At 62.9% G+C, this 24,202-nt stretch carries 35 protein-coding genes and 2 pseudogenes; 15 read left to right on the top strand and 22 right to left on the bottom strand.

The window, feature by feature from the left end:
• Positions 1-322 precede the first annotated feature (322 nt).
• Positions 323-643 (bottom strand): hypothetical protein, encoded by a 321-nt coding sequence (locus WKW77_RS33800; protein WP_340361267.1) that lies wholly within the window; start codon positions 641-643, stop codon positions 323-325.
• 135 nt (positions 644-778) lie between these two features.
• Between WKW77_RS33800 and WKW77_RS33795 the strand changes: the two genes are divergently transcribed.
• The 6 genes from WKW77_RS33795 (at position 779) to WKW77_RS33775 (ending at position 3,928) form a co-directional block, all read left to right on the top strand.
• Positions 779-1,468 carry a Crp/Fnr family transcriptional regulator gene (locus WKW77_RS33795; RefSeq protein WP_340361266.1) on the top strand — a complete coding sequence of 230 codons (690 nt, stop codon included), beginning with the start codon at positions 779-781 and terminating at the stop codon, positions 1,466-1,468.
• 116 nt (positions 1,469-1,584) lie between these two features.
• Positions 1,585-1,851 (top strand): hypothetical protein, encoded by a 267-nt coding sequence (locus WKW77_RS33790; protein ID WP_340361265.1) that lies wholly within the window; start codon positions 1,585-1,587, stop codon positions 1,849-1,851.
• Complete coding sequence (locus WKW77_RS33785; RefSeq protein WP_340361264.1) at positions 1,826-2,098, top strand: DUF1488 family protein; 273 nt, start codon at positions 1,826-1,828, stop codon at positions 2,096-2,098. Before WKW77_RS33790 ends, WKW77_RS33785 begins: the two co-directional genes overlap by 26 nt.
• Before the next feature lie 230 nt (positions 2,099-2,328).
• Entirely contained in the window at positions 2,329-2,754 is a 426-nt protein-coding gene (locus WKW77_RS33780; protein WP_340361263.1) for a hypothetical protein, read from the top strand.
• Complete coding sequence (locus WKW77_RS35120) at positions 2,663-3,133, top strand: methyltransferase (protein ID WP_422823319.1); 471 nt, start codon at positions 2,663-2,665, stop codon at positions 3,131-3,133. Before WKW77_RS33780 ends, WKW77_RS35120 begins: the two co-directional genes overlap by 92 nt.
• Before the next feature lie 12 nt (positions 3,134-3,145).
• A complete protein-coding gene (locus WKW77_RS33775; protein WP_340361262.1) occupies positions 3,146-3,928 on the top strand; it encodes a hypothetical protein in 783 nt (260 codons plus the stop codon).
• Positions 3,929-4,263: 335 nt separating this feature from the next.
• On the opposite strand, the gene WKW77_RS33770 is transcribed toward WKW77_RS33775, so the two are convergent.
• Positions 4,264-5,070, bottom strand: a complete 807-nt coding sequence (locus WKW77_RS33770; protein ID WP_340361261.1) for a transglutaminase-like domain-containing protein — start codon at positions 5,068-5,070, stop codon at positions 4,264-4,266.
• Between the two features lie 664 nt (positions 5,071-5,734).
• Positions 5,735-6,022, bottom strand: a pseudogene (locus WKW77_RS33765) (DNA-binding protein); the annotation flags it as partial.
• 77 nt (positions 6,023-6,099) lie between these two features.
• On the opposite strand from WKW77_RS33765, the gene WKW77_RS33760 reads away from it, so the two are divergent.
• The gene (locus WKW77_RS33760; RefSeq protein ID WP_340361259.1) at positions 6,100-6,291 is read left to right on the top strand and encodes a phasin family protein; all 192 of its coding nucleotides are present in this window, start codon (positions 6,100-6,102) and stop codon (positions 6,289-6,291) included.
• 59 nt (positions 6,292-6,350) lie between these two features.
• A complete protein-coding gene (locus WKW77_RS33755; RefSeq protein WP_340361258.1) occupies positions 6,351-6,644 on the top strand; it encodes a hypothetical protein in 294 nt (97 codons plus the stop codon).
• A gap of 444 nt (positions 6,645-7,088) precedes the next feature.
• On the opposite strand, the gene WKW77_RS33750 is transcribed toward WKW77_RS33755, so the two are convergent.
• The 11 genes from WKW77_RS33750 to WKW77_RS33700 all read right to left on the bottom strand — a co-directional run bounded on the left by WKW77_RS33750 (position 7,089) and on the right by WKW77_RS33700 (position 13,623).
• Positions 7,089-7,217, bottom strand: coding sequence for a hypothetical protein (locus WKW77_RS33750; protein WP_340361257.1), 129 nt, complete (start codon positions 7,215-7,217; stop codon positions 7,089-7,091).
• Positions 7,218-7,245: 28 nt separating this feature from the next.
• Positions 7,246-7,554 carry a hypothetical protein gene (locus WKW77_RS33745; protein WP_340361256.1) on the bottom strand — a complete coding sequence of 103 codons (309 nt, stop codon included), beginning with the start codon at positions 7,552-7,554 and terminating at the stop codon, positions 7,246-7,248.
• Entirely contained in the window at positions 7,551-7,784 is a 234-nt protein-coding gene (locus tag WKW77_RS33740) for a DUF1840 family protein (RefSeq protein WP_340361255.1), read from the bottom strand. Before WKW77_RS33740 ends, WKW77_RS33745 begins: the two co-directional genes overlap by 4 nt.
• Entirely contained in the window at positions 7,781-8,155 is a 375-nt protein-coding gene (locus WKW77_RS33735) for a hypothetical protein (RefSeq protein ID WP_340361254.1), read from the bottom strand. The genes WKW77_RS33740 and WKW77_RS33735 overlap by 4 nt, the downstream gene beginning before the upstream one ends.
• A 75-nt stretch (positions 8,156-8,230) precedes the next feature.
• Positions 8,231-8,800, bottom strand: a complete 570-nt coding sequence (locus WKW77_RS33730) for a Crp/Fnr family transcriptional regulator (protein ID WP_340361253.1) — start codon at positions 8,798-8,800, stop codon at positions 8,231-8,233.
• Between the two features lie 571 nt (positions 8,801-9,371).
• Positions 9,372-9,683 carry a hypothetical protein gene (locus WKW77_RS33725; RefSeq protein WP_340361252.1) on the bottom strand — a complete coding sequence of 104 codons (312 nt, stop codon included), beginning with the start codon at positions 9,681-9,683 and terminating at the stop codon, positions 9,372-9,374.
• Between the two features lie 174 nt (positions 9,684-9,857).
• Positions 9,858-10,085 (bottom strand): hypothetical protein, encoded by a 228-nt coding sequence (locus WKW77_RS33720; RefSeq protein WP_340361251.1) that lies wholly within the window; start codon positions 10,083-10,085, stop codon positions 9,858-9,860.
• A 552-nt stretch (positions 10,086-10,637) separates the two neighbouring features.
• Positions 10,638-12,380 (bottom strand): SagB/ThcOx family dehydrogenase, encoded by a 1,743-nt coding sequence (locus WKW77_RS33715; RefSeq protein ID WP_340361250.1) that lies wholly within the window; start codon positions 12,378-12,380, stop codon positions 10,638-10,640.
• 18 nt (positions 12,381-12,398) lie between these two features.
• The gene (locus tag WKW77_RS33710) at positions 12,399-12,521 is read right to left on the bottom strand and encodes a hypothetical protein (protein ID WP_422823318.1); all 123 of its coding nucleotides are present in this window, start codon (positions 12,519-12,521) and stop codon (positions 12,399-12,401) included.
• Between the two features lie 72 nt (positions 12,522-12,593).
• Positions 12,594-13,172 (bottom strand): glucosidase family protein, encoded by a 579-nt coding sequence (locus WKW77_RS33705; RefSeq protein ID WP_422823317.1) that lies wholly within the window; start codon positions 13,170-13,172, stop codon positions 12,594-12,596.
• A 151-nt stretch (positions 13,173-13,323) separates the two neighbouring features.
• Positions 13,324-13,623 carry a hypothetical protein gene (locus WKW77_RS33700; protein WP_340361248.1) on the bottom strand — a complete coding sequence of 100 codons (300 nt, stop codon included), beginning with the start codon at positions 13,621-13,623 and terminating at the stop codon, positions 13,324-13,326.
• A gap of 9 nt (positions 13,624-13,632) precedes the next feature.
• On the opposite strand from WKW77_RS33700, the gene WKW77_RS33695 reads away from it, so the two are divergent.
• From WKW77_RS33695 to WKW77_RS33680, 5 genes and pseudogenes are all read left to right on the top strand, one after another.
• Positions 13,633-14,052 carry a hypothetical protein gene (locus WKW77_RS33695; protein WP_340361247.1) on the top strand — a complete coding sequence of 140 codons (420 nt, stop codon included), beginning with the start codon at positions 13,633-13,635 and terminating at the stop codon, positions 14,050-14,052.
• 12 nt (positions 14,053-14,064) lie between these two features.
• Positions 14,065-14,265 carry a hypothetical protein gene (locus tag WKW77_RS33690; RefSeq protein WP_340361246.1) on the top strand — a complete coding sequence of 67 codons (201 nt, stop codon included), beginning with the start codon at positions 14,065-14,067 and terminating at the stop codon, positions 14,263-14,265.
• Between the two features lie 440 nt (positions 14,266-14,705).
• Positions 14,706-15,329: a hypothetical protein gene (locus WKW77_RS33685; RefSeq protein ID WP_340361245.1), complete on the top strand. Its 624-nt coding sequence runs from the start codon at positions 14,706-14,708 to the stop codon at positions 15,327-15,329.
• Positions 15,322-15,993 (top strand): RES family NAD+ phosphorylase, encoded by a 672-nt coding sequence (locus tag WKW77_RS35115; RefSeq protein ID WP_422823316.1) that lies wholly within the window; start codon positions 15,322-15,324, stop codon positions 15,991-15,993. Before WKW77_RS33685 ends, WKW77_RS35115 begins: the two co-directional genes overlap by 8 nt.
• A pseudogene (locus tag WKW77_RS33680) lies at positions 15,920-16,483 on the top strand (autotransporter outer membrane beta-barrel domain-containing protein); the annotation flags it as partial. The gene WKW77_RS35115 and the pseudogene WKW77_RS33680, both read left to right, overlap by 74 nt.
• Positions 16,484-16,602: 119 nt before the next feature.
• Here WKW77_RS33680 and WKW77_RS33675 read toward each other — a convergent pair.
• Together WKW77_RS33675 and WKW77_RS33670 are read right to left on the bottom strand one after the other, a co-directional pair.
• A complete protein-coding gene (locus WKW77_RS33675; RefSeq protein ID WP_340361244.1) occupies positions 16,603-17,313 on the bottom strand; it encodes a glycogen debranching N-terminal domain-containing protein in 711 nt (236 codons plus the stop codon).
• A 14-nt stretch (positions 17,314-17,327) separates the two neighbouring features.
• Positions 17,328-18,377, bottom strand: coding sequence for a glycosyltransferase family 4 protein (locus WKW77_RS33670; RefSeq protein ID WP_340361243.1), 1,050 nt, complete (start codon positions 18,375-18,377; stop codon positions 17,328-17,330).
• Between the two features lie 263 nt (positions 18,378-18,640).
• Here WKW77_RS33670 and WKW77_RS33665 point away from each other — a divergent pair, with 263 nt between their 5' ends.
• Complete coding sequence (locus WKW77_RS33665; protein WP_340361242.1) at positions 18,641-19,066, top strand: CopG family transcriptional regulator; 426 nt, start codon at positions 18,641-18,643, stop codon at positions 19,064-19,066.
• A gap of 19 nt (positions 19,067-19,085) precedes the next feature.
• Positions 19,086-20,276 (top strand): extracellular catalytic domain type 1 short-chain-length polyhydroxyalkanoate depolymerase, encoded by a 1,191-nt coding sequence (locus tag WKW77_RS33660; RefSeq protein WP_340361241.1) that lies wholly within the window; start codon positions 19,086-19,088, stop codon positions 20,274-20,276.
• Positions 20,277-20,312: 36 nt separating this feature from the next.
• Here the strand turns inward: WKW77_RS33660 and WKW77_RS33655 are convergent, their stop codons facing one another.
• From WKW77_RS33655 to WKW77_RS33630, 6 genes are all read right to left on the bottom strand, one after another.
• Positions 20,313-20,573 (bottom strand): hypothetical protein, encoded by a 261-nt coding sequence (locus WKW77_RS33655; RefSeq protein WP_340361240.1) that lies wholly within the window; start codon positions 20,571-20,573, stop codon positions 20,313-20,315.
• 106 nt (positions 20,574-20,679) lie between these two features.
• Positions 20,680-21,381: a Crp/Fnr family transcriptional regulator gene (locus WKW77_RS33650; RefSeq protein WP_340361239.1), complete on the bottom strand. Its 702-nt coding sequence runs from the start codon at positions 21,379-21,381 to the stop codon at positions 20,680-20,682.
• Positions 21,382-22,126: 745 nt separating this feature from the next.
• On the bottom strand, positions 22,127-22,573 hold the full coding sequence (locus WKW77_RS33645) for an NIF family HAD-type phosphatase (protein WP_340361238.1): 447 nt from the start codon (positions 22,571-22,573) through the stop codon (positions 22,127-22,129).
• Positions 22,570-23,037 carry a hypothetical protein gene (locus tag WKW77_RS33640; protein WP_340361237.1) on the bottom strand — a complete coding sequence of 156 codons (468 nt, stop codon included), beginning with the start codon at positions 23,035-23,037 and terminating at the stop codon, positions 22,570-22,572. Before WKW77_RS33640 ends, WKW77_RS33645 begins: the two co-directional genes overlap by 4 nt.
• A gap of 28 nt (positions 23,038-23,065) precedes the next feature.
• Positions 23,066-23,326: a hypothetical protein gene (locus WKW77_RS33635; protein WP_340361236.1), complete on the bottom strand. Its 261-nt coding sequence runs from the start codon at positions 23,324-23,326 to the stop codon at positions 23,066-23,068.
• 273 nt (positions 23,327-23,599) lie between these two features.
• A complete protein-coding gene (locus WKW77_RS33630) occupies positions 23,600-23,818 on the bottom strand; it encodes a BPSL0761 family protein (RefSeq protein ID WP_340361235.1) in 219 nt (72 codons plus the stop codon).
• Positions 23,819-24,202: the final 384 nt, after the last annotated feature.

The raw sequence follows: 24,202 nt of genomic DNA, 5'->3' as shown, positions 1-24,202 counted from the left end.
TCGTGCTCGTTGGGCTTTTCGTGGCCGTGCTCACGGTCCTTTGGATGATTACCGCCGCCTTCTGATCGAGACGCGGGCTCTCCTACCGACCACGACAGCCGCCTCCGACCGGCTTTTCCTCATGTCAGTTCGGCCACGGGGAACGCCCTCATCGCGCCACGCTGCGACTTGGTGCGAGAACTTCGCGACGCAATTGCATGACCGAGTTTCCAAATGCACGCCGGATGGACAGCGGAAGTCCCAGTCGGCGTAAGGTCTCGGGCCCCGACTCGACTGATCGAGAAGAGCAAGAAGACCTCGGCGCCGCAACGGGCGACAAGCATCAGCTCGAACCTCCGGGCTTCATCATCTTCGAGGCCTCCGCCACCTGCCGAGTCATCTGGGTCTGTGCTTCGGCAGCCATTCCCATGAGGCTCTCGGCATGTTCTCGCGCAAAGGTCGAATAGTTGTCGGTGAGACTGCGGATCAGGTCGGCCTGGGCTTCGGATGCCGGCGCTCCTCCAAAGGTCTTCTGCGCCAGTTCGAGGTACTTCTGGGCACTGGTGTGGACCAGGTCGACCATTTCCTGCGACTGCGCAAAGCGGGTGACGAGTTCCGCATTCGCGGTGGAAAGCTTGACGAAGGGTTGGGTCAGATCTTGCATGGTGGCCTTTCTCGGTGAGTGTGCCGTTCAGTCACCACTTATAGGACGCCGTCGCCATCGAGTCTGTGCGCTGGCAGACAGTCGCACCGGGCAATTGCGCGCAGAGTGGCTCGCACCACAAACACGGAGCAACCCTTGGCCGCGATCGAGAACCACCTCATCGAACTGCTCCCCCGCAACGACCGCCGGCGCCTGCTGGAAGTCTGCGAGCCGATCCAGCTGATCCTGGCCGAAGTGATCCACGAACCTGGCGCAGCAACCCGGCATGTCTACTTTCCTGTCGACGGCTTCATTTCATTGGTGGCGCGGATCGACGAGCATCCCGGAATCGAAGTCGGCATGGTGGGGCGCGAAGGGATGCTGGGCTCGAACCTCGTTCTCGGCGTGGAGATCGCGCCCTTGCGCGCACTGGTGCAAGGCGCGGGCGCGGCTTGGCGCGTCACCGCGGTCGACTTCCGACGCGAACTGGCACGCAACGCGCCGCTGCAGCGAGTGCTGGACCGCTACATCCACGTCTCGATGTCGCAGCTGGCGGCGTCGGCCGCCTGCCTGCGCTTTCACCAGATCGGCCCGCGCCTCGCGCGTTGGCTCCTGATGAGCCAGGACCGCGCCCATGCCGACAGCTTCAGCGTCACGCACGAGTTTCTCGCCTACATGCTGGGCGTGCGCCGTGTCGGTATCACCGTGGCCGCCGGTTCGCTGCAGCGCAGCGGGTTGATCCAGTACCACCGCGGCACCCTCAGCGTGCTCGATCGTCCGGGACTCGAGGCGACAGCTTGCGGCTGCTATGCCGCGGACAGGAAAAGCTACGCGAGATTGCTTTGACCCCAAGCCAGCACCCTGCGGCCGATGCCTTGCGTCTGTGCGCTGCCGGACCGACAACCGCGGGTGCCCGGTGTAGAAGTGAAACATCGGGCTCCGCCCTTCTCGAGCAAGACATCATGGAATACGACCGAGACTCCAAGCGCATCTCCTACCACGGCTGCGAAATACAAAGCCACCTCACCAGCGTTTCCTTCGACGGCACCGTGGCGGCGGGGGCGATGCTGTACTTCGAAGAAGCCTGTCGTTGCCACATCATCTCGTGCAAGCAATTCGCCAAAGGCGACGATGCCATTCGTGCCATTGAGACCAAGGCATCGCTCTGGATCGATGAACGCGAAACCCATCCAAGGACCTCCCATGTCGAACCCTCCCTTCTTTCATGAGGCCTCAGGCACCGTCCATTTCTGGGTGTCCATCGATGGTCAGCTCGTCGGAGCGAGCATCGGCAAGGAAACGCTGCACTACTGCTATCGGTCGACTGCCCTCGACGACCAGCCGCTGGACACCTACCAGCTTCACGCTCAGGAGATCGATGAGGCCGTGCGCAGGCGAGTCGCGGGCGGGTCCGTCGAACCCGTGATGCTGCGTGACTACGACCTGCACCAGGCGGTGCGCAAGGGCGTCGAATAGGCCACCCCGTCGCTGGCGCGCGGCGACGACATTGCCAGAGCGGCCACAGAAGCGCGGCACGAGGATTGCGCCAACATCCGATAAGGAGCCCAATCGCATTCGCAGTGCTCAGGTTGCGGCGAGCCGCCGTTCCGCCCGCGGCACCGGCTCGTGCAAGTGCCCCAAAAGGAGCATCCAATGACTTCCCTTCAGGCCGCGGATCGCCGGCGGGTCGGGCCGCTCCGTTTGACGTGTCTCGCATCGCTCGTGAAGTCGAGGACAGTGCTCCGGCTCCCGGCGTGGTGGTCCACAACGACGACTCGCGCAAAGTGGGTAACCAACTGCGCAGGATCGCCATGACCAATGATGGAACTGACAGCGATCGAGACGCCTGGGGCATGGACCGCTTCCACTATCTTCCCGAACATCCCGCCGAGGCTCGAATCTTTGATGCCTTCATGGCGAACTTTCCAGACCGCCGGCATCGGACGCGTGCGGTCAGCTACGACTTCTCCGGAGCGAAGCTGATCGTCGACATCGGTGGTGGCGATGCGGAGGCGCTGCGTCAAGCGCAAAGCACGCGGGGTGGTTTTCGATCGCGACGACATCGCAGCTGCCATACCGCCGGAAGCACGATTGGGCGGAAGGATCGAAGTCCAAGGCGGCAGTTTGTTTGATCTCGCCCCTGAAGGTGCGGACATCTACCTTGTGATTCGCGTCTCGCACAACTGGACCGACGATGACTGCATTCGAATCCTGCGCAGTTGCCGTGCTGCAATGACTCCCGGCGCGCGATTGCTGATCGTGGAGCAGATCCTCGAGCCCGACCCGGCGCTCGGACGGCCATCGGGTTATCGGGTCGATACTCACATGATGGCCATGTTCGGTGCTGCGCGCGAACGCACCGAATCTGATTTCGGCGAACGGCTACGAAGCTCGGTGTTTGTTCTTGAACGCGCCATCCAAGCCGCATCACCGACTGGATCATGGAGGCAACTCCGGTCTGAGCAGCGAGCCTGCGCGGCCCAATGCAGGCGCCCGCCGTGGTGCTCTTAGACTCAAGGGCAGATGATCCCGACACTTTCCGCCGTCACGCGCGAGCGACTGCGGCGCTTCATGCGCATCATTCGCATGGCCGGGGTCATCGTTGCGGGCGTCGGTGCACTCTACGCCGGCGCGATTGCCGACCGGGGCGCTCGCTCGCTGCTCGGTTCCCTGCTGATCTCCATACCGATTGGTGTCGTCGACGCCCTGCTCACGGCTTCATGGATCGCCGGCATCGAGATCTTCCTGCTAACTCGCGCTTCGATGCGATGGCTCGACGCGCTGCCGTTCGCTGCGGTGTTTATCCTGAAGACGCTTGTCTACGGCGCGATCGCAGGGGTGGTCCTCGCCGGCCAGCCGGGAGAGCGCTTGTTGGGCGTTGTCACCGTCTATGACGCGCGGACCTGGCTGATTGCGGTTTGCCTCTCGCTCGTGCCCGTTGCCGTTGTGGTGATGATGTTCCAGGCCGCGGGCCTCGTCGGCTACCGCACATTCGTTGCTCTTCTGCTTGGGAAGTATTGCCGGCCCTACGCCGAGCGACGCTTCTTCCACTTCGTCGACGTGGTGGGTTCGACCGCGATCGCCGAGCGGCTCGGGGCGCTGGAGGCACATCGCTTCCTCGCCGCGGTGTTTTCGGCAGTCGCCGAACCGATCGAGCTGTGCCGCGGCGAAATCTACCAGTACGTCGGTGACGAGATCGTCATCACCTGGGTCGAGGCCGACGGCGTTGCCGATGCGCGGGCGTTGCGCTGTTTCTCCGCGATTCGCGCGGCGCTCGCCGCGGACGCGGACCGGCAGGGCCGGTAGCAGTATGGGCGGCAGACGCTCTCGAAGTCGCCGCCAGCGCGCCGGCTCGGCGTGGAGCAAATCCTAGGCGAACGGATCGCGCTGCATCTCCTCAACTGGAAAGACCCGCCTGCGCGAGGCAGCGGCAAAGAGCGGAACCCAACAACCCCATCTCCGGCACGATTTCCGCTCCCTTCGAGTCCTTTCGTCGATGCTGAGATCTTCTTGGCATCAGGATGACTTGAGTCGGCCTCGCAGCGTGAGTTCGCCGAGGGGCAGAGAAGGACTGCAACCGCTGGCTGCCAGGCGGCCAGCGGTACCAGACTGACACAGAAGGTCGCTGCGTTCTTTTTCAATCATTGAACCTGGTCGCACCAGACCTCGAATCCGTCCAACTCGTTGGGGCCGAAGGTGCTGGACAAGGCCACGTCGCTGGCGTCTCGCCCCTGCGCAATCAGCACCCGGCCGATGCGGGGCACGTTGTTGCGCGCATCGAAGGTGTACCAGCGGTCACCCAGGAAAGCCTCGAACCAAGCGGCAAAGTCCATCGTGCCGTACGGCGGCAGAGTCCCAACATCGCCGAGGTAGCCGGTGCAATAACGGGCCGGAATGTTCAGGCAGCGGCATAGGGTGATCGCCAGGTGCGCATAGTCACGGCACACGCCTTGCTCTTCCTTGAAGGCTTCAAGGGCCGAACGGGTGCGCCGGGCGTGCTGGTAGCCGAACTCGATGTGCTGGTGCACGAAATCGCAGACGGCCTGCACGCGGCCCCAGCCGGTCGGTCCGGCCCCAAAGCGCTGCCAAGCAAAATCGGACAGCAGGTCGGTTTCGCAGTAGCGGCTACCCAGTAGGTAGACCAAGGTGGACTCGGGCAGGTACTCCACTGGCGTCTGCGGCGCCGAGGGCACGACGACGTCCGGCGCGCCGCTGTCGCGGATCACGGTATCCGTACTCAGTACAAAGCGGCCCGCGGGTGCGACCAGGCGTGTGCACCAGTTGCCAAACAGATCGCGGTACGCGGTGGTGGGGACGGCCGGCTTCGTGAGCAAATGGTCCGGGCGCAGGAGATCCGAGGCGCGCGAGTAATGAATGCTGAGGGTCAGGATCATCGGCGTCGGCTGGGGAAACTGGTAGGCGATTTCAAAACCGAGCTGGATATTCATCTGCCCATGATGCGCCTTGATTCGCGCTTCCGCAGGGACTGCTCGAATTGGTTTCACAAAAAATCCTCGTCCCTGCTCGTGCAGATCAAATCTTGAGCGGAGGTTCGAGTTGACCCGTTTCTGGTCGATCTGAATGACCGAAGCCAAGAGTAGCGTAGAGGAATTCCTCGCAGGAGGTGCAGCTTACCGCTGGCCCGGCCAGTGATCGCCGCCCCGAGGCCTCATTATTCATTCGCCAAGGAGGCGTGATGTCCAAACTTGAATTTTCTTACGGCGATGAGAAATTCATTTTGCGGCGCAGTCGAGGAACGTCCGGGGCGATTTCGAGCGCAGCTGGAGAGGCAGCGGCCGTGGCCGGTACCGGAGCTTGTAGGCAAGCAGGCCTCTCAGCTGTTCCGATCAGAATGGGCGGCCCTCCGATGGGCCGAGCAGATGGCCGTGCGCTGGGTTCAACAACAACGCACCCAGCGGGCCGGTGTTGGACTCCGCGCGACACCGCGTGAGCGGTTAACTCGGTAACGAGCCTCAGAGGATCCGCTGCCCGCCGCGCTCCGCATGCCGCTCTCCGCTGTTGCTCGGCCTTCGCGCCCCGGTCAGTTGTCGGCCGTGAAAACCGTCAAGGCGGCCTCGCGCGGCGATGGATGGCCCTTGGGCACGCGCCTTCGCTTCGCCATAGCGCGCCTGACCTATTGCGAACCGACACCGGCACGCCGTCCGCGTCATTGCCCGCCGCGAGATTGGCCGACGGGTTCGCGCCGCCTGCCAGCCTGGCCCCCAGCGCAACCCATCGTTCCAGCATCGGGCTCACGGTATTGGGCGATCCTCGCCCCATCTTCTGGCGCACGCGCTCTAGCGTGGGCCGCAGCCCCTCGGCGAGCAATGTGTCCGCCGCCCTGAAGCCTTCTAATCGTGCACCTCTAATGTGCTGCAGCGCAGCAATGATCGCTTGCATTGTGAAAAACCGGGAATAGACTGAGCTATGTTGCAGTGCAGCAAACACCCAGCCCTTCCACAAGCCGGAAACCACTCATGATGAAATTCGACCAATTCGCCGCCGCCTCCAGGCCCTCTGTCGACACGCTGTTCCGCCTGAGCGCACAAGCTTTCGAGAGCGCTGAGCAGCTGACCGCGCTGAACCAGCAGACGATCAAGACCTTGCTAGCCGAATCCCAGGAAACGAGCCCGCCCTTCTGCTGGCGAAGAACCCGGCCGACCTGCTGAAGCTCCAGGCCAAGACTCTGCAGGCCGCGCCCCAAAAGGCCATTGCCTATGGTCGCCAGGTGCAGGCCATCTTCGCGCCGATCGCAGCGGCCCAACGCGCCACATTCGATGCGCAAATCGCTGACGTTCAGGCCAAGTTCCTGGACGCTGTCAACGGTGCCATGGAGGACGCGCCCGGCGCCGAGAATTTCCTTGCAATGGCGAAGTCCGCGGTCGCTGCTGCGAACAACGCCTACGGCGACGCGAACAAGGCGACCAAGCAAGTTTCCGACGCCCTGACCGCCAACGTAGCGAAAGTCACCGAGGCCGCGGTGAAGACCTCGCAAGGCGCACTTGCGACGATCGAAGCCTGATCCCCAAGTACCTCGAGTCCGAATCCCGGGGGCCGATCGGACGGTCGGGCCCCTTCTTGTCGGTGCTGAAAGTTGGCCTGGCGCAGCACGTGGACGGCGACCACCAGCAACGCGGCGCCTGCCAGCGACATGAGGAGCGCCGGCAGATGGAAGTGGCCCGCTACGGGCGGCACGAGCCCGCCGCCCAGCAACGCGCCCAAGATGCCGGCGACAGACAGTTGACAAGACGGCTTGTCGATCGCCTGGCCGCTGCACGCGGCTGGCGAGCCAGCCGATGAGTACGCCGCATGCGCTCCAGACCATCACGTCCATGTGCATTTCCCAACCATGCGTTGCGCGAAATTCGAATCGATGCGGCAAATCAGCGCCTCTTACAAAATACATCGTTCAGGTGCGTCGATCTGTGCGCTATCGAACTGACAGGGCCTGACAAAAGGCAGATGCTTAGCCACGCAGGCCGAGGTAGCGGCGCATCAGCGGCTGGGCCGTCAACCCGTGGGCGACGATCGACGCTGCGACGGTCCACAGGGTGAGCGTCACCAGCGTATCGGCGACCGGGCCATCGAGCCCCATGCGCAGCGCGAGCAGGAGATCCGGGGACCTACCGCCGAAGCCCCGTATTGGCCTGCACGAGGTTCAGCATGCGCTCACGGTCTCGGTCGGCCTCTTCGTCCTTGCGCTGCATGCCGGCTTTCGCAGTCTCGAGCGCTTCATTTACCTTGCGGACCGCCTCTTCGTCGACCACGTGATTCCAGGTAGATCGGACACGAAGACACTGTCCATCCGCCTTCACACTGAAACCATCAACATTCACCAAACACAATACGTCGCAGTCGATTGGACTATCGATGTTGAACAACACATCGTGCACGCTATTTGTGCCCTCTTTATTAATGGAAAAGATCTTCATGTCGAGTACTCCATTCGGGATGAAGCAGCTGAGCATCGCTTGTTGGACCCTTGACGCTGCGCTTCTTCTTGCGCAATCGCCTCTTTGATCGCCATGACGGCTGCGGGCATTGCCGTCGGCTCGATGATGCCCTTGGCCGCCGACTTGCCGATCACGCGCAGTACCTGATCGCCGCTGAGCCTCAGCATGATCAGGTCGCACGCCGCCTTGGGCTTCAACTTGTACCTCATGTCGAGTCCTGCCGTCGCGCGGATAAGGTCGCGTAGTTCACGGCATCTGCAAGTCGGCCATAGCGGAAGCCCTCGAATCGGTAGGTGCCCTCTTCGAAGCGGATGGCCAGCGATGTCATGAGTTCGCGGTCGGCGTCGGTCGGCGTGTCGAGCTTCTCGCGCTGCGTGAACGGGCCGCCCGGGTCCCGCATCGACGGCCGCGAGCGCATCAGCTTCGAGTAGGCGACGGCATCCGCCAAGCGGTCGTAGCGGTAACCGTTATAGGCGTAGCGAAGGCCGTCGTAGCCGATGGCGAATTCCGCCATCAGCATGCGCTCGTCGTTCGCATCGTCGTGCGCAGGTGGGTCTGTCGTTGTGCCATGCATCTTCATGTCGGAGTCCTTGGGAGCCACCTGCAAATCTAGCGCTCCCACACGGGCTTGTCTGTGCGCAAGGCCACACCGCGATCAACCGAGCCGCTCGTAGGCGTGTCGATCCGATGCGTAGCAGCCGCAGGCGGCCGCCTCCAGGCCGGGCCGATCGAGCAAGGTGATTTCGCCCCGGTGATAGCGGATGAGGCCGCGATGCTGCAGATCGCTGGAGGCGCCGATGATGCCGACGCGGCGCACACCCAGCATGTAGGCCAGGGACTCGTGCGGCAGGTGGAAGCTTTCGGAATGCGCCCGATCCTCGCTCATCAGCAACCAGCGAGCGAGCCGCGGGCCGACGCTGTGGAAACGCGTGCACGCGGCCAACGTTGCCAACTGTGCCATGCGCACGTAGAGGTAGCGGTTGAGGACTCGTTGGAACGGCTTGCTGGCGCCAAACTCGCGCCGGAACGGCGCCGCTGCGTACAGGCGGGCCTCGATCTCTGCGTCCGAGAGGATCTGGGCAACGCCCCAGTTCACGCCGGCGGCGCGCGCCAGCAGCATGAACTTGCCGACGGTTCCCTTGCCAATACCGACGGCGCGGGCGACCTGGGCGTAGCTCAGGTCGGCTTCAAGGTGCAGGCGCAAGACCTGTCGTATCTGTCGCATCGTGATCCTGGTGGTAGGCATGGCAGGCCGAAAAATCGGCCAGCATGCCAACGGTCAAGATCACTCGCACGCTCCGCAATCGTCCACGATCACGCTGAAACCTCGTCCACGAACAGCCTGAAACAGCGTCCACGTTCATCTGAAATGACGTCCACGATCGGCTGAAACAGGCGTCCACGATGACGCACAGCTCGATGCTTCCGCGAGACCCATCGCTTGATGGATGAGAGCGGAGAGAGAGTTACGCAATCACGCGTCTATAAATTCGAAGGCGAATTTCTGCGGATTTGTGATGACTCAACAAATGGCGCCCGTCTATCACTCGAAACGGCTTTGATTTGAGAGTATGCCGAACGCTCGGCCGAGTAGTCGTCATCGGCGCCACGCAGTCATCCAGTGGTTTCATTGCGCAATCGCGGGGTTATTCCAGTCTCGGCGCGCAGGCATATCGAGCCGTCGGAACGCGTCGTTGATCACTGAGGCTGAAGCCCCCGCTACTACCGGGTCAACAACTACCTGCTGGGCAACAAGCCGCCGGCCACCTCAGGAACATTACACACCGAGCACCGAGCTAGCCCCACTCCGGTAGGTTCTGCAAGGCATCGTCGGGTCGGTCAACAATGTCGACGCCAGTGATGTCGCTTCCGCCCGGCAACCCCTTGACGTCGCAAACGACCTCCCAGGTATGGCTTACAGTGCGCCGCACAACGCAAACCTCCTCACCGACAGCAATGAGATTGGCACTTTCGCCGACGCTGATGCGCCGCGCCGTGCCAAGCGCTAATTCTGTTGAACCAATCTCCTTTTCGACAACCTCATGAACGGCGACGAGATCAATCTCTTCGCCCACGCGGTGAACAGCGGAAATTGCATGCTGAGCCATCTGCGATCTCCCTTGGAGTGTCCCAGTATGACTCCAACACCAGTCTGCCTACTGCGGCCGTGGGTACAAGTCCAGGCGAGTTGAGCGCGACGCCGGGTAATCAGATTGACCCGCCTTGACCATGCCGATGCACTTGGAGCGCAAAAAACCCGGAGTGCTTGCGCGGCTGGAAAACTACGCTGGCTGGACCAGGTCAATCCGGACTGCGCACATGACCTCAATCTCGTCGCGCGCCTCCCAAAGCGTCTGGTACGCGCGAATCAGCGCCACTCGAAGGACGTCCTGGTGAGGTTGCGCATCAAAGCTCCGATCGCTGCTCAGCGAATTGGCGAATACGGCTGCGACAACAAGTTGCACGGCTTGCGCAAAGCGTGCTTCGTCGATTGCGGATCTTTCGCTCATGGGCACCCTCCGGTGAAGAGGATTGGTGCATACCGCGCTGGGTGGAGGTAACGCCGCCATCAGTCGCCGGGTGCGCACCGAATCGACATGCTGATGCGCGACTGTACGCCTGCGCGGCGCGTTTCCCGGCCACGACACACCGCGCGCCAACGCTGGCGTAGCCTTTCGATTGCCTTGGATGTAGACGACCCCTTCAATCCGGCGCATTGCGGGGGCTTCGAGTACGTTACCTGCATTCCGACAGACGCCCCTGGGCCTCAAACCCCAGCCCCCACCGACGGCGGAACGGTCCGGAACTTCCTGTGCGGGGACCGATCAAACGCTGACGGTGCAACGGTGGACTCAGTGGCTCATCACGCCACGGGAGCTTTGCTCCAAGGGGCTCGCCCCTTCTTCCCGCATCGCCTTGAAACCCGCTCGTAGTGGCGGGTTTCTTCGTAAGTCACCATTCGATCGTCGTCGTTCTCGCGCGGGGATCGCAGCCCGATCCGTCGTCGAGCCCGGGGGCACCCGCGGGGCAATGCTTGCCCCGCGACCTCCGCGCTCATCGCGTCACCCGCGGTCTGCACGACGCTTCAACTCGTCTTCCTCTCGCACACCATAGGGCGCCAGCGAGGTAAGTCGGCTGTCCTCCACGGGGCCGCCGATTGTGAAGTGATAGAGCGACTGGAACTCCAGGTCGCCGAAGCCGAACACGCGGTGCACCGGGTCGTCGAAGAAACAGCCGATGCCCGTGGCTCCTATGCCCGCCGCTTCGGCCTCCAAATACAACACCTGCCCGATCACCCCGGTTTCCCAAAAGAGCTGGCGATAGAACCAGGGCCCGTGCGTGAACAAGGCTTCTCGATACTCGGCGATCATGCCGAGCGAAAAGACCCCATCGCCCGCGATGTTCTGAAAGCAGCTCACTTGCGTAGCAAGCTGCCTCGCATCGCCGCTTTCCAGCCTGCGAAGGGGAAGGTCTGCCGGGCAATCGGCGGGCTTGAACCAGTCGAAGTGCTGATGCATGGCGCGCTTCAGCTTGTCCAGCTTGGCCTCGTCGCGGACGAGTACGTACAGCCCCGAGTCGAGTCCGTCCACCCGATGAACGAACAAGGCGAGGTGGATGCGCGGCTCCCAGGCAATGGCATCCCAGGGTAATGGCCGCCGGTTCGCTTCCAGTTCCACGCGTGGCATCACGCGCGCGAGCATGCCGTAAAAGCGCTCGGCCGTGATCGAGGTCCGGCCATCGCAGGCCAGGAGGCTGCGTCGCTGGCGGATGATCCGCCCGGCCGACGGCCCGTCTTGGAACACTGCGGTTCGATGCGTTGGGGCAGGTGCGTCGAACAGGTCCAAGGCGTATCGCTGCCCCATCGGTTTGCGTGAGGCGAGCACCACCTCGTCGATGACGGTCCAGGCGACGGGGTCGTCGCGGCTGAGCCGGTTCGCAGTTCCGCTCCAGACTTGCTTCGTGAGCCGGCCCACCACCAGCGGATCCAGGCCGAGCGGTATCGCGCGCTGCGCGCCTGCACACCATGGCCCAGCCGAGTCGTTAGGCCAGACGAGCATGACGAGTTCCGGTTGTTCGCGCTCGGCGACTGCGAAGTCCTCTGCGCGGTTCAACCCCAGCAAGGCTTCGATGGTTTCATCGGCCAGGTCGTGCAACACGACAGCGCTCCATCCCAGGGTCGCGGCGGCGATGCGAAGCGTGCCGATGGCGTGGCCCGCGTCGTGCTGACAATAGCGGAACGCGCGTTCGCCGTACTTCCACGCTTCGCGCCAGTGGATGGACGAGAGACCGACCAGAAACGCCTGTGGGGGAAACTTCCGCATCCACTGTGCGAACCCCTCGGCAGAGCCATTCGCGCGCCGTTCAAGGCCGTGTTCTCTCGGCGCGTAGTGGTACAGCCCTGGCGCGAGCGCCAGCCCGCGAAGCGCGCCGATCAGCAGGTAGCCCTCGGTGGGATGCAGGTTGCCGCTCGAAGGGTTGCTGCGCAGTGCCCAGCGCGTGCCACCCGCCTGCTTCCAGGCCGACAGCGCCAGCGAGTACTCGAACAGCCGCGACAGCGAGCGGACCGTGAGCGGGGCGCTCTGCACCGCGCCCCGCCGAAAGATGTCCTCGTAGCGAGGCGACAGCGGCTCTTCGTCCGCGCCAAGGATGGGCAACTGCGTGAGCGGCGCCCCCTCGTAACGGCGGAACGGGTTGGGTTGGTTCACCCAATCCAGGGTGCCGGCGGAGCGCGCATAGCGGTGGAACTGGTGCTTGGTGCGCTCGTGATAGCGCAGGACCGCTTCGAGCTTGTCGGCAGCGTCCATCTGGGTCTCCGGTTGGTGTCACCAGTGCGGTTTGCTCAATTGCTGCGTGGACGAATAGAACATCAGGTTGAACCTGACGCCGATTCGTTCTTCCTCGCTCATGTTGGCATCGACCGAGTGCTTCGGCAAGGCCGGAAACATCAGAAACGCTCCGTGGCGCGCCTTGACCTTGACCACCACTTCGGTGCCAGCCCGGCCCCCCGCGGGGGACGTTCAACGGTCGGGCATCGGCCGACGGAGCCCTTGGGCCAACAGGTGGACGCCGCCTCGACCCGTCGTGCCACCGACGCGCGCACGCGGCAAGGGTCGCCATGCCCCGTCGAGCGCGAGTGCATAGAACTGAAGCTCGTCGCGCCAGAACTTGCTTTCAACGCGCGCAGCCAGATCCACGGCCGCGTCGTTCCATCGGGCCGTACCGGCTTCGTCTCCACGCTCGCGCGCCAGGTCGGCCATGCCGCAAAACGCTGCGTATGCATAGCCTTGGACTTCCACCAACGCGATCGGACCGACGGGCGAACTGCCGTCCGCATGGAACACGGAATCGTGGCCGTCTTTCCAGCCCTGATTGTTAAGGCCCGGTGGTCTCGCCGCGAGCGTAGCTGACGAAGCCGCCGTGTCGTCGCGCGTTGTCCTCGATCCACGCGGGGGCGCCAGCAACGCACGCCAGATACTGTCGATGAAGGCCAAGTCGCCCGTGCGCCGCGCATACTCGGCGGCCAGCATCACGAAGAGGGGCGTCGTGTCCACGCCGCCGTAGTACTTGCCGAAGGGCAGTTCATTGACGGCTGCCATCTCGCCCTAGCGGGTCTCGTGCATGATCTTTCCCGGCTCCGCATCGCGGAAGGCGGAGGTCTCGCGGGACTGGTGCGCGGCCAGGAACGCCAGCACACCGCGCGCAAGCGCCGGGTCGATCCACAGCGTGTGCGTCGCGGTGATGACCGCCTCACGACCGAACGGCTTCTGGATCGGGATCGACCCGTAGCCAGATGCGCGCTGGTGCGGTCGGGCAGAGCATGCCGATGTCAGTCAGCACCGGCACAGCCTGCCTGCTCCGCCGCCATTTACGCAGCAGTGCGGCGGCTTCCTTCGCGTAGTCACCGCCTTTCACGATCTTGTCGGCCAGCCATTCGACATCCTCGCGAGTCGGGTTCGCGTAGCACTTCGAGATGATTTCGGAGAAGTCAGGCGCGATGGCATCTTCGGCTACTCGTTCCGGCCGGTCTGCGCATCGCACTCGCTGCAACAGATTTGCATGAACTCCACCTCTGCATGGCTGAAAAGGCTCTCGTCCATGAACGTGAATCGGCTTGCGTTGCTAACGCAGAACGGGGACGCCAATAGCTCGCGCTCCATCTCTGCCGGCACGGAGGGGTGGGGGATGGCGAGGGGGTCATACTTCGGCTTTGAAGAACGAGGATGTGAGATGTCCACGCTTCGAGGCGAGCACATGCAGCCGAGCACGCATAAGGTTGTCAACTTCAAAGTCGAGATTGCGCATGGTCCGACCGAGACCGTTTACAAAGTCTGGGTGCTTCTGCTCGGCGCGAAATGGCACGAAATCGAAGGAGGCACGGTGCTGGGTGCCACGACTCCCCAGACAACACCGGTCATCACGGCGCGGGTGATCGATCAACTCGATCAACTCGACATAGCAAAGTTGAACGGTGAATAGGCGAGGCAACACATGGCCGACACGAGCTTCGAACACCACGGGCACCAGGTCAAAATCAAGGTCTGGCAGGACGGAATACGTTGGGCGTGGTCGTTCCAGATCGATGATGAGTTGCCAGTCGAGAACGTTCAAACGGCGCGCGCACTGAGCAAACGGCGCTCATCGAGGCAAGGCATGAAGCCCTCGCAGCGATCAAGTCGCTGGACGCAGTAGCCTTGAAAGGAGGATGGGGCGTTCCTTCATACTGTGACCCTCGCTCTGACGGCGTGGAGTACAGAAAGATGACGATGACCCTGTACAAAGCCCCCAATGGCAACGCCCAAATCTTCGACCTAACCGACGACGAGTCTTGCGGCTCTCGGCGTCGCAGGGCAGTGCCCTGCACTTAGCCTAATCTAACAAATTGAACCCAATGGGCGGCGCCCAAAACGCCTTGCTGCGATGAGGACAGGCCATTGCCCTGCGCCCCTCATTTGCATCGGCCTGCTAGTCTCTAAATGCGTTTTTGACCACTGAAAACTTCAACGCTTCCCTACACCGGCGACGCGAGCAGAGGCTAAAAGCGGCCTGCCGGCTATTTGAGTTCCCAAAAGGCTTGTTGCGCCGGAGATTCATGAGGCGTAAAACTGCCTCATGAATCTCACGAAGGCGCCATGAACACTGCAGCCAAGGAATCGTCGAACGATGCCATGCAGGCACTCGTGACGCGCATCGACAGCATGCGGGAGGCCAGTCGCCTCGTCATCGACCGTGTGGCCCTGCTCCTGGGCGGAAGCGAGGACAAGGTGCTCACCCTGCAAGTTCGGGAGGCAATCAGCGATCTGGAGCGGCAATCGATGCAGGCGCTGGTCGACGGCGTTGAGCCCAAGCGAGCGCCAGCCACTCGGATCGAGCTCGAGAAGCGTGCCATCGACGCCGTGCTTCAAAGCACGGAGTGGAGCTCGGCCGCCGAAATCGGTCAGCGCCTGCACGCCAAGGCGGCGAATCCGCATGCGGCCGTCAGCCGCTGGAGTCAGAGCGGGCGGATCTTCGGGATTGACCACCGCGGCAAGAAGATCTACCCGGCGTACATTTTCGACACCACTTGGCAGCCGCTGCCGGCAGTCAAGCGGGTGCTGGAGATCCTGGATGACTATTCACCGTTTCGGGTGGCGGCGTGGTTCGAGTCCACCAATTCGTTCCTGGGCGGGAAGCGCCCACGCGAGGTGATTTCGAGCAAGCCCTCTGCCGTCATTGCCGCCGCAGAGGATCACAAGGTGGGTGCGGTGCATGGCTAGTCCGGCGCCGCTTCTTCCTCCTCCTCCCAAAGCCCTCCGGATCCTGCCGCACAAGGCGGCGACTTGGTTTCGGGTGCATCCGTTCGATGCTGCGACCGGGAAGTACGCGCCGGCCGCCTTCAACGGCTCCGGACTCGGAAACGCACGATTCAGCCCCCTCTTCGATCCCGTCACGGGGAAGCCGATCCCGACGATCTACGCGGCAAAGAGCGAGCGCGGTGCTATCGCGGAGATCGTTTTGCATGACGTTCCCAACCCGTCAGCCGGCTACCAGCACGACCTGGAGCGCGACTACCGCGCCAATCTCCATCTAAGCCGCATTCGGGCGCCGGCGGCCAGGCTCGTCAACATGACCACGATGGGCCTCCAGGCCGCCGGCTTGGCGCCAGCCCACCTCTTCGAGGGCGACAAGGACGACTACGCCAGGACCAGTGAATGGGCCCAGTGTCGACACGCGCGATTGGCTTATCCACGGCGGAGGAGACATTGCGAGCTGGTCTGTGTTCAAGGACAAGACTCCGCCGGACCGCCTGCACCTCGGCGCGATGCTCGGCTGAGGCTGGGCGGACAGCGAGGCGACGGCTGCCGGCAATCCGGCCACCGCAAGCGGAAAGACCGAAGGCTGGAACCTCGGCGCATATGGCACCTGGTACCAGAACGATGAGAGCAAGCTGGGCTGGTATGCCGATCTCTGGGGCACCTGCGGCTGGTACAAGAACCGGGTGCAAGGCAGCCTGCTACCGGAAGTGCGCTACAACTCGCGCGCGCTCACGCTCTCGGCGGAGACGGGCTACGCCACGCGGGTGCATGAAGACAGCGACTGGCTGGTCGAGCCGCAGGCGCAGCTCATCTACGTGCGCTACCGCGAGAACGACATCTCCGAGCCCAACGGCACGCGCATTGACGGCAACGATGGCAGCGGATGGATCTCGCGGCTGGGCCTTCGCACGCACCGCACGTGGATCGGCGAGGACGGGCGCCGCACGCAGCCCTATCTCACCGTGAACTGGTGGCACGACAGCGTCGACAACGCATTGGCATTCAACCAGATCGCCCTGAAGAACCTCTACCCCGACAACCGCTACGAGGTGAAGCTGGGCGTGAACTCGCTGCGTGACAAGGGCTGGAGCTACTGGGGCAACCTGGGCTACTAGTGGGGAAGTCAGGGCTATCGCTCGCTCACCCTGCGCGTGCGCGGAGAGCGCAATTGGTAGCGCGTATCGGTTGAAGTTGCGCGAGCGGTAGGAGCGCGTTGGCACGGACGCCTATCTCGCTACCTTGCCTCTGCGCACATGCCCTCGCTCACCGCTCGGCCTACCGACGGGCCGGTTGATCTCCCTGAGCAGGAGATCGACCGGGCAGTCCGGGCTTCGGATTCGTCCAGCCTCACGGGTCTCTCCGAGAAAGCGATGCTCACGGTCCGCAGGACCTTGTCCAGCCCTTCGTAGCTGAGCTGCGCAGCGCGCTCTTCCACCACGGTTGGCTGCGCCACGCCGCGCTGGGAGCGTTGCTTGCCGCGCACCTCGAACATGTCGCGGAAGTCCGCGCCGAAGTGGATGGTCAGTGGCGCCTTCACCGGTGCGCGCCCGTAGTTGAAAAGGCTGATCCGCTCGAAGATCCGACCGCACCACAGCAGTCGCTCACGCTCTACATGCACCACGCCCTCCGGCGTCGCGGCATCGCCCAGTGGGGGCAACGGTTGGTTGGTCATATGGGCGGTGAAGAAGACGTTGTCCTGGCTCACGCCGCCCGACAGCAGCGAAGGCCTGCGGCCGCCGTAGCGAAGACGGAACGTCGAGACCACTCGCGTGTCGTTCACGAACAAGCCGTCGGCTGCGCCCATCACATCGCCGTAGATGTCGGCAACCAGGAAGGTGTCTCCCACCTTCAGCACGAACAGACGCTGCAGGCCGCGTTCGATGAGTTCCTGCGTGTCGAGTCCCTGAAGCGCTGGCTCCTGCGCCATTCCCTGGCCTTGGCTCATTGCAGCACCTTTCCTCAAGCGGCGGCAGGCAGCCTCATGGCAAGCAGCCGGTGGTAGAGCTCGACATAGCCCGCTGCCATCACCTTGGCGGAGAACCGGCGCTCGAACGCCGCCCGGATGCGCGCGCGATCGAGTTGCCCCACGTGCTTCACAGCGGCCGTGGCTTCTTCCTCGTTGTCGACGATGAACCCGCTCAGGCCGTGCTCCAGGACCTCCGGCACGGATCCGCAGCGCCATGCAATCACCGGTGTGCCGCAAGCCATCGCCTCGATCATCACGAGCCCGAAGGGCTCGGGCCAGTCGATCGGAAACAGCAGCGCCCGCGCGTTCCCGAGGAACCCGGGCTTCTCGGCATCGCTCACTTCACCCATGTATTCGATCAGCGGATGCTGCAGCAGCGGGCGTATGCAGTTCTCGAAGTAGGCGCGGTCGACGGCATCCACCTTGGCTGCAATCCTGAGGGGCAGGCCCGCGCGAATCGCGATGTCGATCGCGCGGTCCGGACGCTTTTCGGGCGCAATGCGACCGAGAAAGGCGAGATATGCGCCCGTCGGCTTGGTCGCCGGCCGGAAATGCGTTTCGTCGATTCCGTTGTGCACCGTGCCGATCCAGTTTGCCAAGGGCATCGGCTTGCGCTGGTGATGGGAGAGCGAGACAAGGGGGAAGTCACTCCACCTCCCGTACGCCTCGGCCAAGTCCGTCAGGTCCAGCCGGCCATGGATCGTGGTGAGCGTGCGATCGGCTATGTCCTCGAAAAAGGGGAAATGCAACAGGTCCATGTGAAAGTGCAGTACATCGAACTCGTCGGCGCGTCGCCTCACTTCGCTCATGAGGAGCAGATGGGCGGCCAGCTCCGACTTGAGCGGTGCCGGATCGAGCCGCAGCGCCTGCCGTCGGACGGGCACCAGAGTCGCGCGCGTGTGCGACCCTCCTGCCGCGAAGAGGGTGACTTCATGGCCCTGGTCGACCAAGGCATTGCTGAGATTGGCGACTACGCGCTCCGTGCCCCCGTAGAACGTCGGTGGGACGGCTTCCCACAGTGGCGAGATTTGGGCGATCTTCATTTTTTCTCCGATGATCAATAAGAAGTCATCGTTTCAATAGGAACGCTCTTCACGGGGAAAGCAAGAGGCGAAGACGCCGTCGCAGTAAATACTTGGCCGCGTTGCGAACTGCCGGCCACGGCAATCGGCAAGCGCTACGGAATGGCCGTCGTCGTATAGCGGCCCAACTGCATGGCACGGCCTTCTGGCGTTCCATTCAAACTAGGCTTCAAGGCCAAAAAACATCCCGGGACCATCCACAGGGATGGTGTTAGGATGGCCGCATGCCTTCAAACACTACTACCCGGCTTCCTGCGACGAAGACGCCCGAGTCCGAAAAGATCACGATCAATGTCGGCTTCGTCGATCTCGGTCATATCGATCTGTTGGTGGCCGAGAGCTTCTATGCGAATCGAACGGATTTCATCCGCACCGCCATTCGCAACCAGCTGGCCACGCATGCCGACGCGCTCAAGCAAGCGGTCGCTCGAAAGCTGCTGGTGCTGGGCCTCCAGCACTTCTCTGCTGCGGACCTCGAGGCCGCACGTGCTGCGGGACAGAAGTTGCAAATACGCGTACTCGGTCTTGCGAGCTTCAGCGCCGACGTAACGCCCGAGCTGGCCCTGGCCACCATCGAATCCATCACCGTGCTGGGAGCGCTGCAGGCAAGCAGCGCTGTGAAGACAGCGCTGGCCGGACGAATTCACTAGACCCACACGAAAGAAACCCATGAACGAACTGCTTCAAAAACTGATGGTCGAGGCGACTGCATTGACCCGCAACGGACAGCTTCACGAGGCCACGCAAGCGATCCAGCGCGCCCTGCGGGGAGGCGCTTCCGAAGTGTTCGGCGTCAGCGACCCTGCGACGCCTCCGCCCGCTTCCCACGCGCCGCGGCCCGCGGGTGAAGCCTTGATACTCGATGGCCTGACGCGAGTGATTGACTCGCCTCCCGAGTTCGCTGAAGCGACCCGGAACGAGAGCCAGCCCGAAGTGGTGGAGAGATCCGTCGACGCACCTTCCGACAACGTTGACGGCGCTACTGAAGAACGGTGGATCGACGGCCGCTTGACTCACCAAGGACGCACCCTCGCTTACAAGCTCTACCTTCCGCCTCACCCGGCCGGCAGCGAGATCACGCCGCGCCCCATGGTGATGATGTTGCACGGGTGCACGCAAGGGGCATCCGACTTCGCCGCAGGTACGCAGTTGAACGCGCTGGCTCGCGATCTCGGGGTGGTGGTGCTCTATCCCGAGCAGACTCAGCACGCCAACTCACAGAAATGCTGGAACTGGTTCAAGCCGCAGCACCAGCAGCGCGGACGGGGAGAACCAGCAGTGCTGACCGCGCTGGCGCAGTCGATCACGGCCGAGCATCACGTTGACGCGGCTCGCGTGTTCGTGGCGGGCCTGTCTGCGGGCGGCGCCATGGCGGACATCCTTGGACGCTGCTATCCAGACGTATTCGCGGCAGTCGGCGTTCACTCGGGATTGCCGAGCGGCTCGGCGACGGACCTGATGTCCGCGATGTCCGCTATGCGCGGCGGCGGGGCCTCGGCATGCACCACGCGCGGACGCCCAATGCCGCCTACCATCGTCTTTCATGGCGATGCGGATGCGACAGTGCACGTGAGCAACGGCGCCGCGATCATCGAGGCCGCGCGTATGTCGGCCGAACAGGCGACGGGAAGCCTGCTGAGCGCACGCACCGCCGGGGGACATTCGGGCAAAGGGCAGCGTCATACCCGCACGGTCTACACGGACCACGAGGGGCGCAGCACCGCCGAGTATTGGCAATTGCACGGAGCGGGCCATGCCTGGTCGGGCGGCAGCTCACATGGAAGCTACACCAACCCTTCAGGCGCCGACGCAAGCGCCGAGATGCTGCGGTTCTTTCTGGCTCATCCTCCTCGCGCTTGAACAAGGAGCCCCAGTTGGCGCATCGGCCCTTTCGCCTCAATCCCAGTCGGCTTTTTCGCAGCGCGACTCGTACTCGGTCATCCAGCGCTTGAGGCGACGTTCGAGTTCGATCTCGGCTGCTGCCTGGTTGGCAAAACCACCTGACAGCGCAATGCGGCAGATGAAAACGCCGTTTTCGAAGACATCGGCGCGATAGCGCAGTTCGCCATCCCTGGGCTCGGCCTCGACTGACATGGTCCATAGTGGCCGATCACGCACGGATCCCCCGACGCCGCCAGTGGACTGCATTTCGTTCAAGGACCTTGCCGTTGCACTCATGCCTCCACGTTAGGCCCTGGTTGCGCCAACCTCTGTGCGGCAGCGAACATAGTCACAAAGAGACACAAGCGCTCCGGTCCTGCGCCTATGCGACCACTCCCAGAACCTCGGTGTACTCACGCCGGTCCGAGGCATAGCAACTACACGCCATTTTCTCCAGGCCACTGCGGTGAATGACCGAAAGGTCACCCCGCGCATATCGGATGAGCCCCTCGCGCTGCAACACCCGTGCGGCGGCGGTGATGCTGACACGGCGCACGCCGAGCATGTAGGCGAGGAACTCCTGAGTCATTTGAAAGCGATCGGCCCGTGCCCGGTCCTGCGTCATCAGAAGCCAGCGAGCTAGTCGCTGCTCGATTTGATGGTGGCGCAGGCACGCGGCGGAGGTCGCAAGCTGTGCCATGAGGACATACACGTAGCGATTCAGCACACGCCGTAGATCCGGACTGTCCGCCAGCTGAGAGTCCAACTGGTCGACGCCGATGCGCAGCGCAACGCCCGGGCCTTGCACCACCGCAAGCAAAGGCGTACTCGCAACGCCAAGGACGGCTTGCACGCCGAGCATTCCTTCGCGGCCCACCATCCCGACCTCCAGACCGGGCCTGCTGTCAACCGTCCTCAACAGGGAGATGAACCCGTCGGTCGGAAAGTACGCATAGCGCGTCGCGTCGCCTGCCTGGCAGATCACATCATTCAGAACGAGTTCGAAACTATCGCTGGCGGAGATCAGTTTCAGACGTGCGACGCGAGGCAGCAGCTTGATGAGCTGATTGTCGAAATTGACCAAACGGGGCTCCGATCGCGATTGCGCCGCCGATTGACGGGAAACCGGAGAGCCGCGCTGATGAAGTCTGCCGTGTCGAGGGGTGCAGTCAGTATGCGCGCTTATGCCGCGATCAGATCGCCCGCCTGTCTGGAAGAAGTCGGTCGTACTCATTCTTCACCACGACATAGCACTCGCACGACCGCGCCTCGAGGGCTATGCGAAGGAGCTCTTGTACATGGTGGGCCAGGTAGGCGCCGACCACGTGGGTATTGGGACGGACATCGAGGGAGTCGGCCCCGATTGGGCCGTCAACGACTACTGGTCGAGCATCTCGAGCGCCTGAAGACGCCTGCGGATCTCATAGAGAAGCTTGCTTATGCCAACTTCGCGCGCGTGCTGAAGGCCAAGCTGGAAGTGGCCTGAAGGGCGAGCCCGCGCACTGGCCAGGCTGAAAGAACTGCTGCAGTTCTTCTTGTCTGCAAAGGGCACGTTGCAGTCCTAGGTCCTGCGCGTCAGTGCGACTGGTCTCTGGGCATAGAGCGGTCATTCATGCTGCCCGAGTTCCTACCTGCTCTCGCCGCACTGTGCTATTCGACAGTTCACTCATTGAGGCTGATCGGTGCCATTCGCGGCTTTCCCAGCTGCACATGAACGACGGTCAAGAAGCGTTATCCGGCACCAGTCCCTCGGCAACCTCGCTTGGGCCGCAGCAGCGCTCGGCGGGACTTGGAGGATTTAATTGCGAAAGTTCGATTGAGAGCCGGGGTCACGCGAGACGCTGCTGCAGGAGCTCCAGTGCCCTAGCCAAGCCTCGATCACGCTCGGAATAGGGAGGTTCGAATTGAGCGACCCACAGCCATTGCCCTTCCTGACCCGGATGAACATAGGCCTCGTAGTCGTCGAGGAGTAGAGCCTGCTGCGCCTGGATGCCGGGAATGAAGGCCAAGTCCTTGGTTGGGCCGCGCCAATTGACGTACTCGATACACGCAAACCAATTCGGTGCGACGCCTTCTTCCACAAGGAGCTGCGCGATCTGCCTAAAGAGTGGCTCCCGCACCGTCGTAAATGCTACGACGCGCTCGAACAATGTCTCGCAGCGGGTGAGAAACGCTTTCAGCCCAGGACGCGGAATTTGCGACATTGCGTTTGAGATAAGTGTTCCCTCCAAGTCAAGGGCGAGAACTGTGGGCCGTTGTGGCCGAGGGCCAGTCATGAAGGTTCCTCTGCGTGAATGCCCAGCTCTTCCAGGACGAGCTTCGCCAGCGATCCGGCCGCTTGCTCCGTCTGCTTCGCGACGTCGACAGGCGAACGCCCTTCCAACGACCCTGAGGGAGTGCACAGGGCTTGGTAGATCGTCCACGCGTGCAACCCAGGCGGGGCGGCATCGAGCACGAACCGCGTCAGGTCGCGCGGGCGCGCCTCAAGCTGCCAGTCAGGCACGCGCTGCCCCCCTTTCCCGGCGCTCAAAGCCAGCAGCTTCGGCGGAGTGGTGCTCAGGTCCCTGTAAACCTGCCGAGGCGAGACGCCGGCAAGCTTCGCGTACTCGCGTACGCTCAGGTTGTGTGGCCTCTGGGCCTCTTCCAAGAGCGCTGCCTGGCCCCGTTGCAGGTCAGCCTCACCGGGTGCCCAGCGCCTAGCGGCCATGAATTCGGCTGCGCGTTCCCTGGCGGATTTCACTGGAGCCGATTCCATAGCATCTCGACGGTCAACGTACCTTTGTGATTTCGACGATGAAACTGCCCGAGATTCCGAACTCGCTGCCCCAGCGCAGTCCGGAGTCGTACTCGACGCCACTGTCCCGCTCAAACGTCCACTCGTCCCCGCCTGGTGTGGCGCAGTAGACGAACCTTTCATTCGCCCTTGTCACTTTCAATTGCATTGGGATGGTGCCGCCCAGCATGCGGGTGAGGGTGTCCCCAACTTGCACCTCGGTCAACTCAACTGCCTTCACTATTCGCTTCGTCATCGTTGCTCCTGGTGGCGCATTGGGAATCGAGACTCCGCTACTCGACAACGCAAGGCGTCAGGGTCACTCCATCGGGCGCATCGCCGGGATTCGCTGGTACGAAAGCGCTTGCTGGCGCGCCACACCCAAAGCAGCGGAGGTACAACTCCATGGATGCAGGCGGGTCGCCGGGCTGCAATCGTTGGTTTGCGCTTGTCACCGCGCTTTCTGCATCTACGCGGGAGATGCGCATATGCACTCGGGCGCACCGCGGGCACCGATACTCACCGAGAGTCATGAATCTTCCGAAATTGAATCCGGCGAGTCGTAGAACGCCGGGATGTGCTCATGCAACTTGTGCATGTGCCAGGGCTCAGGGTAGTGCCGCGCAAGAGCTTTGGCTCGGCGACGCAAGGTGTCCGGCAACTGCGGCCACTTCTGAATCGACTGCAACTCCTCCAGAAATTCTCGGGTGTAGAGGAGAGCACGCGTTCTTTCGTACGGGGTGGTCATGTCAAGCGCTCCAATCCCACACGACCCGCCTTGGCGTCCGTGGAAGATCGCGAGGACTTCTTGTCCAAGAAGATTCGTTGCACACAAGTCGGTGTCCTTCGAGAATCTGAAGTGCAGCCGGCCACGGAGCTTGACCTGAGGACGCTCTTCAATGGTCAATCGCCCAACCGGCACGTGACGTCCCTGTTGTCTGTGCTTGCTCGACACATCGCGGGGTCAGAGAGCAAGCACCCTGCGTCTCGCATCGAGCGCGCGTTCGCTGCGCCATGGGATCCCCGAACGACACCCAAACTCCCCCAGCTATCGACACGTAAATTCCCCCGCCGCGGCCATCGGGCCGTGACGGCGTAGGCGGCGCCAGCGCCCGCTGGCAGTCCCCTTCCG

It is taken from the genome of Variovorax ureilyticus, assembly GCF_037889935.1.
GTDB lineage: Bacteria > Pseudomonadota > Gammaproteobacteria > Burkholderiales > Burkholderiaceae_C > Variovorax > Variovorax ureilyticus.
Note: the sequence above shows the minus strand (reverse complement) of the source record. Positions and strands in the feature narration are given on the sequence as shown.